This is a genomic window from Burkholderia sp. LAS2, assembly GCF_018417615.1.
In the GTDB taxonomy this organism is placed as follows: domain Bacteria; phylum Pseudomonadota; class Gammaproteobacteria; order Burkholderiales; family Burkholderiaceae; genus Burkholderia; species Burkholderia sola.
In genome coordinates this window covers 3,026,100-3,041,283 of sequence record NZ_CP071052.1, presented here as the reverse complement: position 1 = coordinate 3,041,283, position 15,184 = coordinate 3,026,100, and the positions used below count along the sequence as shown (strand labels likewise).

Here is a 15,184-nt window from a genome sequence, read left to right as displayed (position 1 = left end):
CTTCGTATTTGCGGCAGCCGCTTGCGCGGCGCGCCCGTATCGATGCCGGCGGCCGTGCTGCCGGCTTGCTCAGTCGGCCGCGGCTGGCACGAGCACCTCGCGGCTGCCGTTGATGCCCATCGCCGACACGAGGCCCGCGGCTTCCATCTGCTCGACGAGCCGCGCCGCGCGGTTGTAGCCGATGCGCAACTGACGCTGCACCGACGAGATCGACGCGCGCCGCGTGCGCACGACGAACGCGACGGCTTCGTCGTACAGCGGATCGGCTTCCGCATCCGGCGCATCGCCGAACAGGTCCTGCGTCGCGCCGTCGGCGGCCGGGCCGTCGAGAATCCCTTCCTCGTACTGCGGCTCGCCGAACTGCTTCAGGTACTCGACGATCCGGTGCACTTCCTCGTCGGCGACGAACGCGCCGTGCACGCGCTGAGGATAACCGGTGCCCGGCGGCAGGAACAGCATGTCGCCCATCCCGAGCAGCGACTCGGCGCCCATCTGGTCGAGGATCGTGCGCGAGTCGATCTTCGACGACACCTGGAACGCGACGCGCGTCGGGATGTTCGCCTTGATGAGGCCCGTGATCACGTCGACGGACGGCCGTTGCGTCGCGAGGATCAGGTGGATGCCGGCCGCGCGCGCCTTCTGCGCGAGGCGGGCGATCAGCTCCTCGATCTTCTTGCCGGCGACCATCATCAGGTCGGCCAGCTCGTCGATCACGACGACGATCAGCGGCAGCGTCGACAGCGGCTCCGGATCCTCGGGCGTCAGCGAGAACGGGTTGCCGATCTTCTTTTCCTTCGCCTCTGCGTCGCGGATCTTCTGGTTGAAGCCCGCGAGGTTGCGCACGCCGACGGCCGACATCAGCCGGTAGCGCTTCTCCATTTCGCCGACGCACCAGTTCAGCGCGTTCGCCGCGAGCTTCATGTCGGTGACGACCGGCGCGAGCAGGTGCGGGATGCCTTCGTAGACCGACAGCTCCAGCATCTTCGGGTCGATCATGATGAGCCGCACGTCTTCCGGCGTCGCCTTGTACAGCAGCGACAGGATCATCGCGTTGATCGCGACCGACTTGCCCGAACCCGTCGTGCCCGCCACGAGCATGTGCGGCGCCTTTGCGAGATCGGTGACGACCGGGTGGCCGGTGATGTCCTTGCCCATCGCGATCGTCAGTTGCGACGGCGAATGCTGGTACTGCCGCGATTCGAGGATCTCCGACAGGCGGATCATCTGGCGCTTCGCGTTCGGCAGTTCGAGACCCATGCAGGTCTTGCCGGGGATCGTCTCGACGACGCGGATCGACGTGAGGCCGAGGCCGCGCGACAGGTCCTTCATCAGCCCGACGATCTGGCTGCCGCGCACGCCGAGCGCGGGCTCGATCTCGAAGCGCGTGATCACGGGGCCGGCCGATGCGCCGACCACCGTCACCGGCACCTTGAATTCCTGCAGCCGCTGTTCGATTACTTGCGCGGTTTGCGCGAGGTGTTCCTCGGTGATCGTTTCGACGTCGTCGGACGCGGGCTCGAGCAGGTCGAGCGTCGGCAGTTCGACGTTGAACGACGCGGGCGCGTGGAATTCGAACGCGTTCGGGCGCGGCGGGCGGGCGGGGGGCGCGGCCGGGGCCGGTTCGGTCGTCTCGATTGCGTCGGTGGCCGGTGCGCCGATGGGCGGGATCGCGACGGGCGGCGGCGCGGAAATGACGGTTGCCGGCGTGGGCGGGAGGTTCGCGCCGGGGACGGTTGCCGCGGGCGGTGTGGCGGTCACGTCATGCGACACGGACCAGCTCGCCGACGAGGCGGCAGGCGCGGGCTGTGTCGTGAGCGTCGGGGTCGCGACTGCGGCAGGGACAGTCGCGATCGACGGCGCCTGCGTCGCGGTGGCCGCACCGATGGACGTCGGCGATCCGCCTGCAGCGGCTGCGACTTGGTAAGCCGGCGTCGCGGCGGCCGTGGTCGTCGGCGCGATCGCGCTGAAGGACGGTGACGCCGGTGCGGACGCGGCTGGCGACGCGGGCAGGCCGATTGCCGGCTGCGGCGCGACCGCGCTCGATGAGCCGGATGGAGCGAAGGTCGTCGTGCCGGTCAACGTGGTCGATGTGGTTGCCGTGTCGGTGGAAAACGTCGATGCCGGCGCGGAAGACGGCGCAGCGATGGGTGCGGACGTGAAAGTCGCCGGTGTCGCGGTGGCGGGCGCAGGTGTTGCAGGCGCTTGCGCAGTCGAACCGAACGTCGAACCCGACGCGCCGGTCGTCGATGGCGTCGCGGCGGGCGCATCGGTCGATCCGGGCGTCGAAGCGGGGGGAAGCGAACCGTAAGTCATGCCCGTGACACCGGCAGGCGATGCCGATGCGGCCGGTTGCGACGGCAAAGCGGACGCCGTGCCGGTCGCGCCGACCGGCGAAACGGCGGCGGCGACGGGCGCGATGCTCGATGCGGGGGCAGTCGAGTCAGGCGCCGTGCTGACCTGCGGCGATGCGGCGACAGCCGCAGCCGTCGATGCTGCGGCAAACGGCTGGACCGCCGGCGCTTTCGGCAATTCCGCTGCGACGGTTGTCTGCGTCGCGGCAGGCTGCATCGTCGGCGCAGTCCAATATGTAGCGGCCGTCGCGCGTTGAGTGACGGCCGACAACGGTGCCGCGGGGTCCGCCTCGACCGGCTTGGCAGCTTCCGGTGCAGCGCGATCGATTGCAGGCGCCGGTTGTGCGTCGTCGTTGTCGTCGATATCGACGGACGCGGTCGGCTCGCTGATGCCGGGATCGCGAACGGCTGCAGCACCTGCTGGCGTGAAGGCTGAATGGGTGGACTCCGATCCCGCGCTGTGCGCCAGCGACTCGGCGATCGGGCTTTCGGTCGACACGTCGAGCGCAGAAGCTGCCGGGCTGACGACGTCTTCCCACCGCGCGAGGTCGATGGGCGCGTCGATCGACGGCGCGGTGGCCGCTTGGTCGACGTGACGGATCTCGTCGTCGGCACGATGCGAGAACGCGGCATCGTCGATGCCGGGATTCCACCGTGCGTTCGATTCAGCGTCATCGAATGCAGGAGTGGACAAATCGCCGACCGGAGCCTGCGCGATACCGGATTCCGCCGGCATGAAGGCGTCGAGCACGATCGGTGCGCCGTCGTCGTAAGCGGGTGAGGTCGCGGATTCGGCCGGAACATGGGCGTCCTGGGCTGCGACGCCGTGCGCCGCGGAGACGAACGCGTTCGACGCGGCGGCCGATGCCGATGCCGCGACGCTGCCCGCTGCCGCGGTTACGCCGGCCACGGCAGCGGCTGGGGCCGCCGCGTGCGTCGCATCGCCCGACTGCGCGCCGCCCAGCGTCGCCCATTGCGCGGTGCTGGCCTCGATCGAGCGCAGCGTGTCGTGAACGCTCGGCGCCGGCGTAATCGGCGCGGCCGGCTTCTCGTTCCACGCATAGAGCGGCGCGCGCGCCGGCGCGGGGGGCGCCGGGCGGCGTCGGGCCGCGTCCGGCGACAGGCCGGCTGCCGTCGTGCCCGCGACCGGGCGCACCGGCGGACGCTGCGTTTGCGGCTGCGTACCGGCCGGTCGTGGCGTGACCGTGGCGCGCGGCGCCGTCTGCGTCAGCGCGGCGGCGGCCGGCCGCGCGGCGGTCGGACGCGGCCGGACGGGTTCGAATCCGGCCGGCAGCGGCGCCGGCGCGGGGCGCGGCATTTGCGCGTTCGCCGCGGCGCGCGCGAGGCTGGCGGTGCTGCCGGTGGTCGGCGGCGGCATCGCGCTGGCCGGGATCGGCGCGGCCGGCGCAGGCGTGCGCTGCGGCGCGGTCGGCTTCAGCCAGCCCGACGGCGCGACGGGCTCCGCAAGCGGACGCGGTGGCGTCTTGCTGCGCGGCTTCGGTCGCGCCTGCGGATCGGGTTTCCACACCGTCGGGCGCGAATACCGGCCGTTCTGGCGCGGCGCCATCGAGTTGACGGTGTGGGCGGTGGTCGGCTGTACGACGTCGTCGTCGCGATGCAGCGCGCTGCGCGGCAGGTCGGCGATCCCGCGCGCGTCGTCGTCGCCGCCGTCGCGCGACAGCTTGACGCCGAACGACGTGTCGACCCACGCGGCGAACTGCCGCCAGCCGATGCCGGTCAGCCAGGGCAAGCCGGCGAAGAACAGCACGACCATCGCGACCGGCGTGCCGATCGGGCCGAGCACGTGGGCGAAGCCGGCCGAGCACGCATGGCCGAGCGCGTTCGTGTCGGGGCCCGACAGCGGGCTCGTCAGCGTGACGCTTGAGACGAATACCGCGGCGAAGCCGAGCCACAGGCGGATCGAGCCGCGGCCGGCGAGCCCGGCGCCGCCGGGCAGCATCGCCTGCACGAGACGCCAGAAGAGAAGGAGGAACCAGACGGCGGAGATGCCGAACCAGCCGAAGACAACCGTGTGCATGCTTTGAAACAGGAGTGGGGAGGGGCGCGCGGGGCGCGACCCGCCGAGTTTAACCGGCCGGCGAACAAGACTCTAACGCGGCGTGATTCCGATTCACGCCGCGCGACGCACGTGGATCGCACATGCGCGTCGCGCGCCACGCGAAGGCGGTCGGTCGGCCTTCGCGCGCGCCGTGCATCAGGGGCTCCGGTGCGTGAACGTCAGTGTTGCGCCGGCCTGCGTCACGATCTGCAATTGCTGGGGCGCGCGCATCTGTACGCCGGTCTTCTCGATGTGGGCGAGCGCGTCGAGGTACGCGGATTCGAGCTGGCCGCCGAGCGTGTTCGGGCAGGCCATCCGCGTGCCGGCGAGCGGGCCGAAGCTCAGCAGGCCGTTCTTGATCGCGTAGGTGCCCATGTAGCGGTTGCAGCCCGAGAACCCGCTCGCGCGCCGGATGCCCGAGTCGGTCGACAGCGCGAGCCTGATCGGCTCGCCGTTGTCGCCGTGCGGGATCGCGCGTGGCGTGCCGTCGGCGTTCACCCAGCTGGTGAGTTCCCAGCTCGTGTCGTCGAGCAACTGGACGGCGGCCGGGTTGTACGGGTCGGGCGCGGGGGCGGCGGAATCGGGATGGGTCGGCATCGCGCAGGCGGCGAGAAGCGTGGCAAGCGTCAACGCGCAGAGCGGCGCGCGCAACGGGCGAAGCAGGCCGGTGCGTGCGCGTGCGGCGGCAGACAGGTGGGACATGAGCCTCGTTCCTCTTCGGATTCTGATCAAGGCGTAAGAGTAACGCACCCGCCCCGCGGCAGGCGAGCCGACACTTCGCGTGCGAAAACGTTCGCGGGGCGCCCGCGGGCCTCGCGCGATCGCGCGCGGGTGCGGCCCAACCGCCCAAACCGGCTCCGATGCCCGTGTTAACATCGAAGCCGTTTTCGTCCTCCAACAGAACCAGCGGGAAATCACATGCAGATCGGTCAGCGGCTCGGTACGCCGCTTTCACCCTCGGCCACGCGCGTCATGCTGCTCGGCGCGGGCGAGCTCGGCAAGGAAGTCATCATCGCGTTGCAGCGTCTCGGCGTCGAAGTCATCGCGGTCGATCGCTATCCGGACGCACCGGGCCACCAGGTCGCGCATCGCGCGCACGTGATCGACATGACGGACCCGGCCGCGCTGCGGGCCATCGTCGAAGCCGAGCGCCCGCACCTGATCGTCCCCGAAATCGAGGCGATCGCCACCGACGCGCTCGCGGCGATCGAGGCGTCCGGTCTCGCCGAGGTGATCCCGACCGCGCGCGCGACGCAGCTCACGATGAATCGCGAAGGGATCCGCCGGCTCGCGGCCGAGGAACTCGGCCTGCCGACTTCCCCGTATGCGTTCGCGGATTCGTTCGAGGCCTTCAGCGGGGCCGTCGCGAAGATCGGCATGCCGTGCGTCGTGAAGCCCGTGATGTCGTCGTCGGGCAAGGGGCAGTCGGTCGTGAAGACCGCCGCCGACGTGCAAGCCGCGTGGGACTACGCGATGGCGGGCGGGCGCGTGAACCACGGCCGCGTGATCGTCGAGGGCTTCGTCGATTTCGACTACGAGATCACGCAACTGACCGTGCGCGCGATCGACCCGGCGACGCTCGACACGCGCACCTACTTCTGCGAGCCGGTCGGCCACGTGCAAGTGGCGGGCGACTACGTCGAATCGTGGCAGCCGCAGCCGATGAGCGCGGCGGCGCTCGAGAAGTCGCGCGAGATCGCGCACAAGGTGACCGAGGCGCTCGGCGGGCGCGGGTTGTTCGGCGTCGAGCTGTTCGTGCGCGGCGATGACGTCTGGTTCTCCGAGGTGAGCCCGCGGCCGCACGATACGGGCCTCGTCACGCTCGCGTCGCAGCGCCAGTCGGAATTCGAGCTGCATGCGCGGGCGATTCTCGGGCTGCCGGTCGATCCGGCGCTCGGCACGCCGGCCGCGTCGGCGGTGATCTACGGCGGGCTCGACGAGCGCGGGATCGCGTTCGAAGGCGTGCGCGACGCGCTCGCGGTGCCGGGCGCGGACCTGCGCCTGTTCGGCAAGCCGGAGAGTTTTGCGAAGCGGCGCATGGGCGTCGCGCTGGCGACCGGCGCGACCGTCGACGAAGCCCGCGAACGCGCGAAGCGCGCGGCCGCGGCCGTGCGGCCCGTGTCGGCGCGTTGACGGAACGAGGAGACGACGATGGCGTCGAGGTGGTTGCGTATTGGAAAGCTGGGCGCCGCGCTGGCGCTCATCGCGAGTCTCGCGGGCTGCGGCCTCGCGGCCGCGCCGTGCCGGGTGGCGTCGGCCGGGCTCAAGATCGTGCCGCTCGTCGGCCATGTCGCCGCGGCGCCGACCGATGCGTGCGCGGACGTGATCGATCCGTGATTCCGGCGGCCGACGCGATTTCCCGCAGCCTGATAAACAATAACCGCGCGCCCGCCGATGGCGCGCTTCCACCCGTCTCGTGAGAGGACCTGCATGATTCGCCCAACCCTCGCCGCGCTTGCGCTCGCCGGCAGTGCCGTTTCCATCGCGCATGCCGCGCAACTGACCGTCGAAGAGATCGACGCCGACGCGCGCCAGCCTACCGTCTACCAGTGCGCGAACCACAAGGCGCCGGTGCGTGTGTCGTACTGGCTCGCGGGCAACGGCCAGAGCTTCGCGCTCGTGCCGGTCGACGGCAAGCAGATGCTGTTCGTCGACACGGTGTCGGGGTCGGGCGCGCGCTACCAGGCCGGCCGCTATACGTGGTGGACGAAAGGCAAGGAAGCGACGCTGCGCGACGAGATCGCCGACCCGAAGTCGCCGCCGCTGCTGGGCGATTGCGTGCAGGTCGATAAGAAAAAGAAGAAGGGCTGAGCAGCGGGCGCGGAGCCTGTTCGCCCTGACCGGTTGCGCCGGGCTGAAGGCCCGTACGCGCGGCCGACGGCGGGCATCCCGATGCGAGATTGCGCGATCGAACCCCTGATATTTTTCATCCGCCGATACGGCTACGCCGATCGGCCAGCCGCTCGCCTCCGCAGGCCGGGGCAGACCCGCCGCGCGAACCGCCGTCGCGACCGTTCGCGGCGTTGTCACGGACAGATGCCCGCACGGTGCTACAATACGGCCCTTTCCGCCGGCATTCGCGCCGAACGGAGTCCGCACGGCCTGGCGTCCAGCGTTCGCATTGAACCGGTCCCAAGCGCCAGAGCGGCGCCGCGCGGCGCGCCGCGGCTCCGTCTATTTCCGAATTGTGATGAGCGCAGGCCCCGGCCGGCCTGACGCACGATGTCCCCGCCGCGCCTTTTGAGCGAAACGCCACCATGTCCGATTCTGTCGCCAAGCCCGTCGACGCAACCTTCGATCAATTCGGCCTTGCCCCCGATATCCTGAAAGCCATTGTCGAGCAGGGCTATACGACGCCGACGCCGATCCAGGCGCAGGCCATTCCGGTCGTGCTCGCCGGCCGCGACGTCATGGGCGCCGCGCAAACGGGCACCGGCAAGACCGCGAGCTTCTCGCTGCCGATCATCCAGCGCCTGCTGCCGCAAGCGAACACGAGCGCGTCCCCGGCGCGCCACCCGGTGCGGGCGCTGATCCTCACGCCGACCCGCGAACTCGCCGACCAGGTCGCCGCGAACGTGCACGCGTATGCGAAGCACACGCCGCTGCGCAGCGCGGTGGTGTTCGGCGGCGTCGACATGAACCCGCAATCGGCCGAACTGCGCCGCGGCGTCGAGATCCTGATCGCGACGCCGGGCCGCCTGCTCGACCACGTGCAGCAGAAGACGGCGAACCTCGGCCAGGTGCAGATCCTCGTGCTCGACGAAGCCGACCGGATGCTCGACATGGGCTTCCTGCCCGATCTGCAGCGCATCCTGAACCTGCTGCCGAAGGACCGTCAGACGCTGCTGTTCTCGGCCACGTTCTCGGGCGAAATCAAGAAGCTCGCATCGACCTACCTGCGTAACCCGCAGACGATCGAGGTCGCGCGCAGCAACTCGACGAACGCGAACGTCACGCAGATCGTCTACGACGTCGCGGAGGGCGACAAGCAGGCGGCCGTCGTGCAGTTGCTGCGCGATCGCGGCCTCAAGCAGGTGATCGTGTTCTGCAACAGCAAGATCGGCGCGGGCCGGCTCGCGCGCAATCTCGAGCGCGACGGCGTGGTCGCGTCGGCGATTCACGGCGACAAGACGCAGATCGAGCGGATGCAGGCGCTCGACGCGTTCAAGCGCGGCGAGATCGAAGCGCTGGTCGCGACCGACGTGGCCGCGCGCGGCCTCGACATCGCCGAGCTGCCGGCCGTGATCAACTTCGACCTGCCGTTCAGCGCGGAAGACTACGTGCACCGGATCGGCCGTACCGGCCGCGCGGGTGCGACGGGCGACGCGCTGTCGCTGTGCAGCCCGAACGAGCGCAAGCAGCTCGCCGATATCGAGAAGCTGATCAAGCGTCCGCTCGACGTGCAGACGCTCACGCTCGACAAGCCGGCGCGCCAGCGTCACGATGAACGTGGCGGCGAGCGCAATAGCGAGCGCGGTGGCGAACGAGGTGGCGAGCGCGGCGGTCGGCGCGATCGCGACGAGCATCGCGGTGCATCGGGTCGCCGGTCGGGCAGCACCGAGCGCGGCGGCCATCATCGCCGCCACGAAGCGCCGGTCGATGATTTCTTCCTGAAGCCGTACGAGCCGTCGGCGTCCGCGAAGCAGCCGGACGACGCGCAGCCCGCGCAGCAGCCGGAAAAGAAAGGGCCGAAGCGCCAGGTCGCCGCGCTGCTCGGCGGCTTCGGGATGCCGCGCAAGCCGTCGGCGTAAGCCGGGCGGAGCGCAGCGGCGGCGCGTCGGCGCTGCCGGACAAGCGGGTGCATGCGACGAGCATGTGCCCGTTTTTCATTGGGCGACGCGATCGGGGCGGGGCGTGCGCGCGGCCGCGAAAGCTTGCCGCGTGCGGGATTGGATATTTTGATGCGGTGTCGCAGCGGACGAGGTGCTCCGGCTTCCGTCACGCTTTCATGCGGTCGGATGCGCCGCTGACGGATGCCGGAACGCAGTCGCTACGGGCCGGTGTCGCGCAGGCGGTTCAACCGGCGCGCGGCCCGAAGCGACGTGCCCACGCGTCGGTCGCGGCCGCGTAGAACGCGTCGATCGTATGGCCCGGTAGATCGCCGCCTTCCGCCAGACCGAGATGCGCTGCCGCCGCCCGCAGCGCCGGCAGCGGATCGTGGCGCTCGAGCGCCGTCGCGCCCGTCTGCTTGCTGAGCTTTTCGCCGTTCGCATCGACGACGACCGGCACGTGCAGGTATGCGGGCGTCGGCACGCCGACGCAGCGCTGCAGATAGATCTGGCGCGCGGTCGAATCGAGCAGATCGGCGCCGCGCACGACGTGCGTGATACCGGCGTCGGCATCGTCGACGACGACCGCGAGCTGATACGCCCATTGGCCGTCCGCGCGTTTCAGCACGAAATCGCCGACTTCGGTCGCGAGGTTCTGCGATTGCGTGTGCTGCCAGCGGTCGTCGAACGTGACGACCGCGTCGCTGCCGTCCGGCACGCGCAGCCGCCATGCGCGTGCAGGCTTGCCGTGCAGGCCGGTGCGGCAGGTGCCCGGATACGCGAGCGTCGTGTGGCGTTCATGCGCGGCGCGCAGCGAATCGGCGATTTCCTTGCGCGTGCAGCCGCACGGATACACGCGCCCCGCCGCGACGAGCCGCTCGAGCGCGGCCGCGTAGGCCGCGTCGCGCGTACTCTGCCAGACGGGCGGGTCGTCGGGCGTCATCCCGAAATGCGCGAGCGTCGCGAGGATGTCGTCGGCCGCGCCGGGCACCGTGCGGGGGCCGTCGAGATCCTCGATGCGCACGAGCCAGATGCCGTCGTGCGCGCGTGCGTCGAGCCAGCTCGCGAGCGCGCCGACCAGTGAGCCGAAGTGCAGCGGCCCGGTGGGCGAGGGCGCGAAGCGGCCGCGATAGCCGGGGTTCATCGGCGGGGCGCGGTGAGACGTGGGGGAGGCGCGCCGTTACGCGGCGCTGGCTGCCTGCGCGCAGGCCGGGCACGACTGGCCGGGCACGTAGCTCGGCGATCGTTGCGCTTCCGGCGTGACGACCGCGCGACACGCGAAGCACGTGACGTTCTCGGTGGGCTGGAGTTGCGGATTCAGCGCGGTGCGGTAATCGAACACGAAGCAGTCGCCGTGATAGTGGGCGCCGCCGACTTCCTCGAAGTACTTCAGGATCCCGCCTTCGAGCTGGTACACGTTGTCGATGCCGATTTCCTTCATGTGGATCGCGGCTTTCTCGCAGCGGATGCCGCCGGTGCAGAACGACACGACCGTCTTGCCTTCGAGATCGGCGCGGTTCGCGTCGATCACTTCCGGGAATTCGCTGAACTTGTCGATCCGGTAGTCGAGCGCGTTGTCGAACGTGCCGACGTCGACTTCGAACGCGTTGCGCGTGTCGAGCATCACGACCGGGCGGCCCGTGTCGTCGTGGCCGCGGTCGAGCCACGTCTTCAGCGTGCGCGCATCGACGAACGGCGCGCGGCCGAGTTCCGGCTTGATCGCGGGCTTCTTCATCGTGATGATCTCGCGCTTCAGGCGCACGAGCATGCGGCGGAACGGCTGCGAGTCGGACAGGCTTTCCTTGAACTGCAGCGTCGCGAACTTGCCTTCGAACAGCGGATCGTGGCGGATGTACGCGATGAACGCGTCGGTGGCTTCGCGCGTGCCGGCGATGAACAGGTTGATGCCTTCCGGCGCGAGCAGGATCGTGCCGCGCAGGCCGAGTTCGTTGCAGCGGGCGGTGACGAGCGGACGCCATTGCTCGTTCGCGTCGAGCGACACGAAGTGGTAGGCGGCGAGGTTGACGATGGTCATGATGGTCCGACGGGAAAACGGCCGCACGGCGGCCCGCAAAAAAGGGTGCGAAGCCGGGGCGTTGATTCGAAAAACCGTATTATCCCGCAAACGGCGCGGGCATCGGTATCCGGCCGATCGGCCAGCCGCGCGACGCGTCGTCGCGTGCATCGGCCGAACGGCCAAAGCGGGCATTTTTTGGGCAGCCTGCGCGGCGAGGCGGCTACAATAGCGCCCATGTCAGATCCTCGCTTCGTCCATCTTCGCGTTCACTCCGAGTTCTCGATCGCCGACGGCATCGTGCGCATTGACGACATCGTCAAGGCGGCCGCCGCGGACGGTCAGGGCGCGCTCGCGCTCACCGATCTCGGCAACGCATTCGGTCTCGTCCGTTTCTACCAGGAAGCCCGCGGCAAGGGCATCAAGCCGATCGCCGGCTGCGACGTCTGGATAGCCAATCCGGACGACCGCGACAAGCCGTCGCGGCTGCTGCTGCTGGTCAAGGACAAGGTCGGTTACCTGAATCTCTGCGAGCTGCTGTCGAAGGCGTGGCTCACGAACCAGTACCGCGGCCGCGCGGAACTCGACGCGAGCTGGCTCGACGGCGAGCTCGCGCAGGGGCTGCTCGCGCTGTCGGGCGCGCAGCAGGGCGATATCGGGCTCGCGCTGGCCGCGGGCAACGAAGAAGCCGCGCGCCGTCACGCGGAGCGCTGGGCGCGGGTGTTTCCGGGCGGCTTCTACATCGAGCTGCAGCGTTACGGCCAGCCGGGCGCCGAGGCATACATCCAGCAGGCCGCGACGCTCGCCGCGTCGCTGAAGCTGCCGGTCGTCGCGACGCACCCGACGCAGTTCATGACCGACGACGATTTCACCGCGCACGAGGCGCGCGTGTGCATCTCGGAAGGCGACATCCTCGCGAACCCGCGGCGCCAGAAGCGTTTCACGACCGACCAGTATTTCCGCACGCAGGACGACATGGCCGCGCTGTTCGCCGACCTGCCGTCGGCGATCGCGAACACGGTCGAGATCGCGAAGCGCTGCAACCTGAAGCTCGAGCTCGGCAAGCCGAAACTGCCGCTGTTCCCGACGCCGGACGGCATGTCGCTCGACGACTACCTGGTCCAGCTGTCGAAGGAAGGGCTCGAGACCCGCCTCGCGCAGTTGTATCCGGTCGAAGCCGAGCGCGACGCGCAGCGCGACACGTACTACAAGCGCCTCGAATTCGAGTGCGGGACCATCACGAAGATGGGCTTTCCCGGCTACTTCCTGATCGTCGCGGACTTCATCAACTGGGCGAAGAACAACGGCGTGCCGGTCGGCCCGGGCCGCGGCTCGGGCGCCGGCTCGCTGGTCGCGTACGCGCTCGGCATCACCGATCTCGATCCGCTGCGCTACAACCTGCTGTTCGAGCGCTTCCTGAACCCGGAACGCGTGTCGATGCCCGACTTCGACATCGACTTCTGCCAGCACGGCCGCGATCGCGTGATCCAGTACGTGAAGGAGAAATACGGCGCGGACGCCGTGTCGCAGATCGCCACGTTCGGCACGATGGCCGCGAAGGCGGCCGTGCGCGACATCGGCCGCGTGCTCGACCTCGGCTACATGTTCACCGACGGCGTCGCGAAGCTGATTCCGTTCAAGCCCGGCAAGCACGTGACGATTGCCGACGCGATGAAGGAAGAGCCGCAGCTGCAGGAGCGCTACGACCACGAGGACGAAGTCCACCAACTGCTCGATCTCGCGCAGCGCGTCGAGGGCTTGACGCGTAACGTCGGGATGCACGCGGGCGGCGTGCTGATCGCGCCCGGCAAGCTGACCGATTTCTGCCCGCTGTACACGCAGGGCGACGACGGCGGCGTGGTCAGCCAGTACGACAAGGACGACGTCGAAGCCGTCGGCCTCGTGAAGTTCGACTTTCTGGGCCTCACGACGCTGACGATCCTCGACTGGGCCGAGCGCTACATCCGCCGCCTCGATCCGTCGAAGGCCGACTGGTCGCTCGCGCAGGTGCCGCTCGACGATCCGGCGTCGTTCCAGATCCTGAAGAAGGCCAACACGGTCGCGGTGTTCCAGCTGGAAAGCCGCGGGATGCAGGGCATGCTGAAGGATGCGCAGCCCGACCGCTTCGAGGACATCATCGCGCTCGTGTCGTTGTACCGTCCGGGCCCGATGGACCTGATCCCGAGCTTCTGCGCACGCAAGCACGGGCGCGAGAAGGTCGACTATCCGGATCCGCGCGTCGAACCCGTCCTGAAAGAGACCTACGGCATCATGGTCTATCAGGAGCAGGTGATGCAGATGGCGCAGATCATCGGCGGCTATTCGCTCGGCGGCGCGGACTTGCTGCGTCGCGCGATGGGCAAGAAGAAGCCTGAGGAGATGGCCAAGCATCGCGAGATCTTCGCCGAGGGTGCGGCGAAGAACGGCCTCACGCGCGAGAAATCCGACGAGATCTTCGACTTGATGGAGAAGTTCGCGGGCTACGGCTTCAACAAGTCGCACGCGGCCGCGTATGCGCTGCTCGCGTATTACACCGCGTGGCTGAAGGCGCACCATCCGGCCGAATTCATGGCGGCCAACATGACGCTCGCGATGGACGACACCGACAAGGTGAAGATCCTGTTCGACGACTGCGTCGTGAACAACCTCGCCGTGCTGCCGCCGGACATCAACCAGTCGCATTACCGGTTCGAGCCGGTCGCGCAAGCCGACGGCAAGCGCTCGCGCACGATCCGCTACGGGCTCGGCGCGGTGAAGGGCAGCGGCCAGAACGCGATCGAGGAAATCCTGCGTGCGCGCGAGGAAAAGGCGTTCACCGACCTGTTCGACTTCTGCGAACGGATCGACCGGCGCGTCGTCAACCGCCGCACGGTCGAGGCGCTGATCCGCGCCGGCGCGTTCGACTCGCTGAACCCGAACCGTGCGCAGTTGATCGCGTCGGTGCCGCTCGCGATGGAAGCGGCCGACCAGGCCGAAGCGAACGCGATGCAGGCCGGGCTGTTCGACATGGGCGCCGAGTCGCCGCATGCGCACGCGCTCGTCGACGAACCCGCGTGGGACGACAAGCGCCGCCTGCAGGAAGAAAAGGCCGCGCTCGGCTTCTACCTGTCCGGTCATCTGTTCGACGCGTATCGCGAAGAAGTGCGCCGCTTCGTGCGACAGAAGGTCGGCGACCTGAAGGAAGGGCGCGACAAGCTCGTCGCCGGCATCATCGCGTCGCTGCGCACGCAGATGACCCAGCGCGGCAAGATGCTGATCGCGCTGCTCGACGACGGCTCCGGCCAGTGCGAGATCACGATCTTCAACGAACAGTTCGAGGCGAACAAGGCGCTGTTCAAGGAAGACGAGCTGCTGATCGTGCAGGGGCAGGCGCGCAACGACGCGTTTACCGGCGGCATTCGCTTCACCGCCGATACCGTGATGGATCTCGAACGCGCCCGTAGCCGCTATGCGCAGGCCGTGCGGCTGACGATGAACGGCAACGCCGACGCGCTCGCGCTGCGCCGCGTGCTCGAGCCGCACGTGTCGAACGACGATCCGGCCGCGGCGAACGTGGTCGAAGCGCCCGCGCCGCGCGGCGGGGGGCGCGATGGCGGTCGGCGCCCGCCGGCGCCGCTGCCGAACGGGCTTGCCGTCCAGATCCACTACAGCAACGCGCGCGCGCAAGGCGAAATGCGCCTGGGCGACGCGTGGCGCGTGAAGCCGAGCGACGTGCTGCTGGCGGATCTGCGCGCGGCGTTCGACGGCAGCGTCGTCGAAATCACGTACTGACCGCGCCCCGCTTCGGCGGCGGTCGCGCAGAGGCGGCCCGCCGCATCGCCATCGTGCGGTGCGGCGGGCCGTTTTTACGTGTGGCGGCAGCCGGGGTCTTGGGCTGGCCATCCGGACGCTATACAATCCCGCGCTGACCGTCCGAACGCGACGCGTGCCGCGGGTTCGCATGGCGAGCATCGCCGATAGCGCGCGTAAACAGGGGCGGGATCCGTGCGGC

At 69.3% G+C, this 15,184-nt stretch carries 9 protein-coding genes; 5 read left to right on the top strand and 4 right to left on the bottom strand.

The genetic code is table 11. The features are described from left to right. Positions 1 to 69: 69 nt before the first annotated feature. Both JYG37_RS14075 and JYG37_RS14070 read right to left on the bottom strand, forming a co-directional pair. Positions 70 to 4,389 carry a DNA translocase FtsK gene (locus tag JYG37_RS14075; protein WP_124631389.1) on the bottom strand — a complete coding sequence of 1,440 codons (4,320 nt, stop codon included), beginning with the start codon at positions 4,387 to 4,389 and terminating at the stop codon, positions 70 to 72. A gap of 177 nt (positions 4,390 to 4,566) precedes the next feature. Then, positions 4,567 to 5,112 (bottom strand): META domain-containing protein, encoded by a 546-nt coding sequence (locus JYG37_RS14070; RefSeq protein WP_050016347.1) that lies wholly within the window; start codon positions 5,110 to 5,112, stop codon positions 4,567 to 4,569. 216 nt (positions 5,113 to 5,328) lie between these two features. Here JYG37_RS14070 and purT point away from each other — a divergent pair, with 216 nt between their 5' ends. The 4 genes from purT (at position 5,329) to JYG37_RS14050 (ending at position 9,161) form a co-directional block, all read left to right on the top strand. Continuing rightward, positions 5,329 to 6,543 (top strand): formate-dependent phosphoribosylglycinamide formyltransferase, encoded by a 1,215-nt coding sequence (purT, locus tag JYG37_RS14065; protein WP_050016349.1) that lies wholly within the window; start codon positions 5,329 to 5,331, stop codon positions 6,541 to 6,543. An 18-nt stretch (positions 6,544 to 6,561) separates the two neighbouring features. Continuing rightward, positions 6,562 to 6,747, top strand: coding sequence for a DUF6726 family protein (locus JYG37_RS14060; RefSeq protein ID WP_050016351.1), 186 nt, complete (start codon positions 6,562 to 6,564; stop codon positions 6,745 to 6,747). A 93-nt stretch (positions 6,748 to 6,840) separates the two neighbouring features. Beyond that, a complete protein-coding gene (locus tag JYG37_RS14055; RefSeq protein WP_124631390.1) occupies positions 6,841 to 7,221 on the top strand; it encodes an MliC family protein in 381 nt (126 codons plus the stop codon). A 446-nt stretch (positions 7,222 to 7,667) separates the two neighbouring features. Next, a complete protein-coding gene (locus JYG37_RS14050; protein WP_213345509.1) occupies positions 7,668 to 9,161 on the top strand; it encodes a DEAD/DEAH box helicase in 1,494 nt (497 codons plus the stop codon). Between the two features lie 265 nt (positions 9,162 to 9,426). On the opposite strand, the gene gluQRS is transcribed toward JYG37_RS14050, so the two are convergent. After that, complete coding sequence (gene gluQRS / locus JYG37_RS14045) at positions 9,427 to 10,323, bottom strand: tRNA glutamyl-Q(34) synthetase GluQRS (RefSeq protein WP_213345508.1); 897 nt, start codon at positions 10,321 to 10,323, stop codon at positions 9,427 to 9,429. A gap of 36 nt (positions 10,324 to 10,359) precedes the next feature. Further along, entirely contained in the window at positions 10,360 to 11,214 is an 855-nt protein-coding gene (locus tag JYG37_RS14040) for a sulfurtransferase (RefSeq protein WP_050016357.1), read from the bottom strand. A gap of 216 nt (positions 11,215 to 11,430) precedes the next feature. Between JYG37_RS14040 and dnaE the strand changes: the two genes are divergently transcribed. Then, positions 11,431 to 14,964, top strand: a complete 3,534-nt coding sequence (dnaE, locus tag JYG37_RS14035) for a DNA polymerase III subunit alpha (RefSeq protein ID WP_050016359.1) — start codon at positions 11,431 to 11,433, stop codon at positions 14,962 to 14,964. The last annotated feature ends 220 nt before the right edge of the window (positions 14,965 to 15,184 follow it).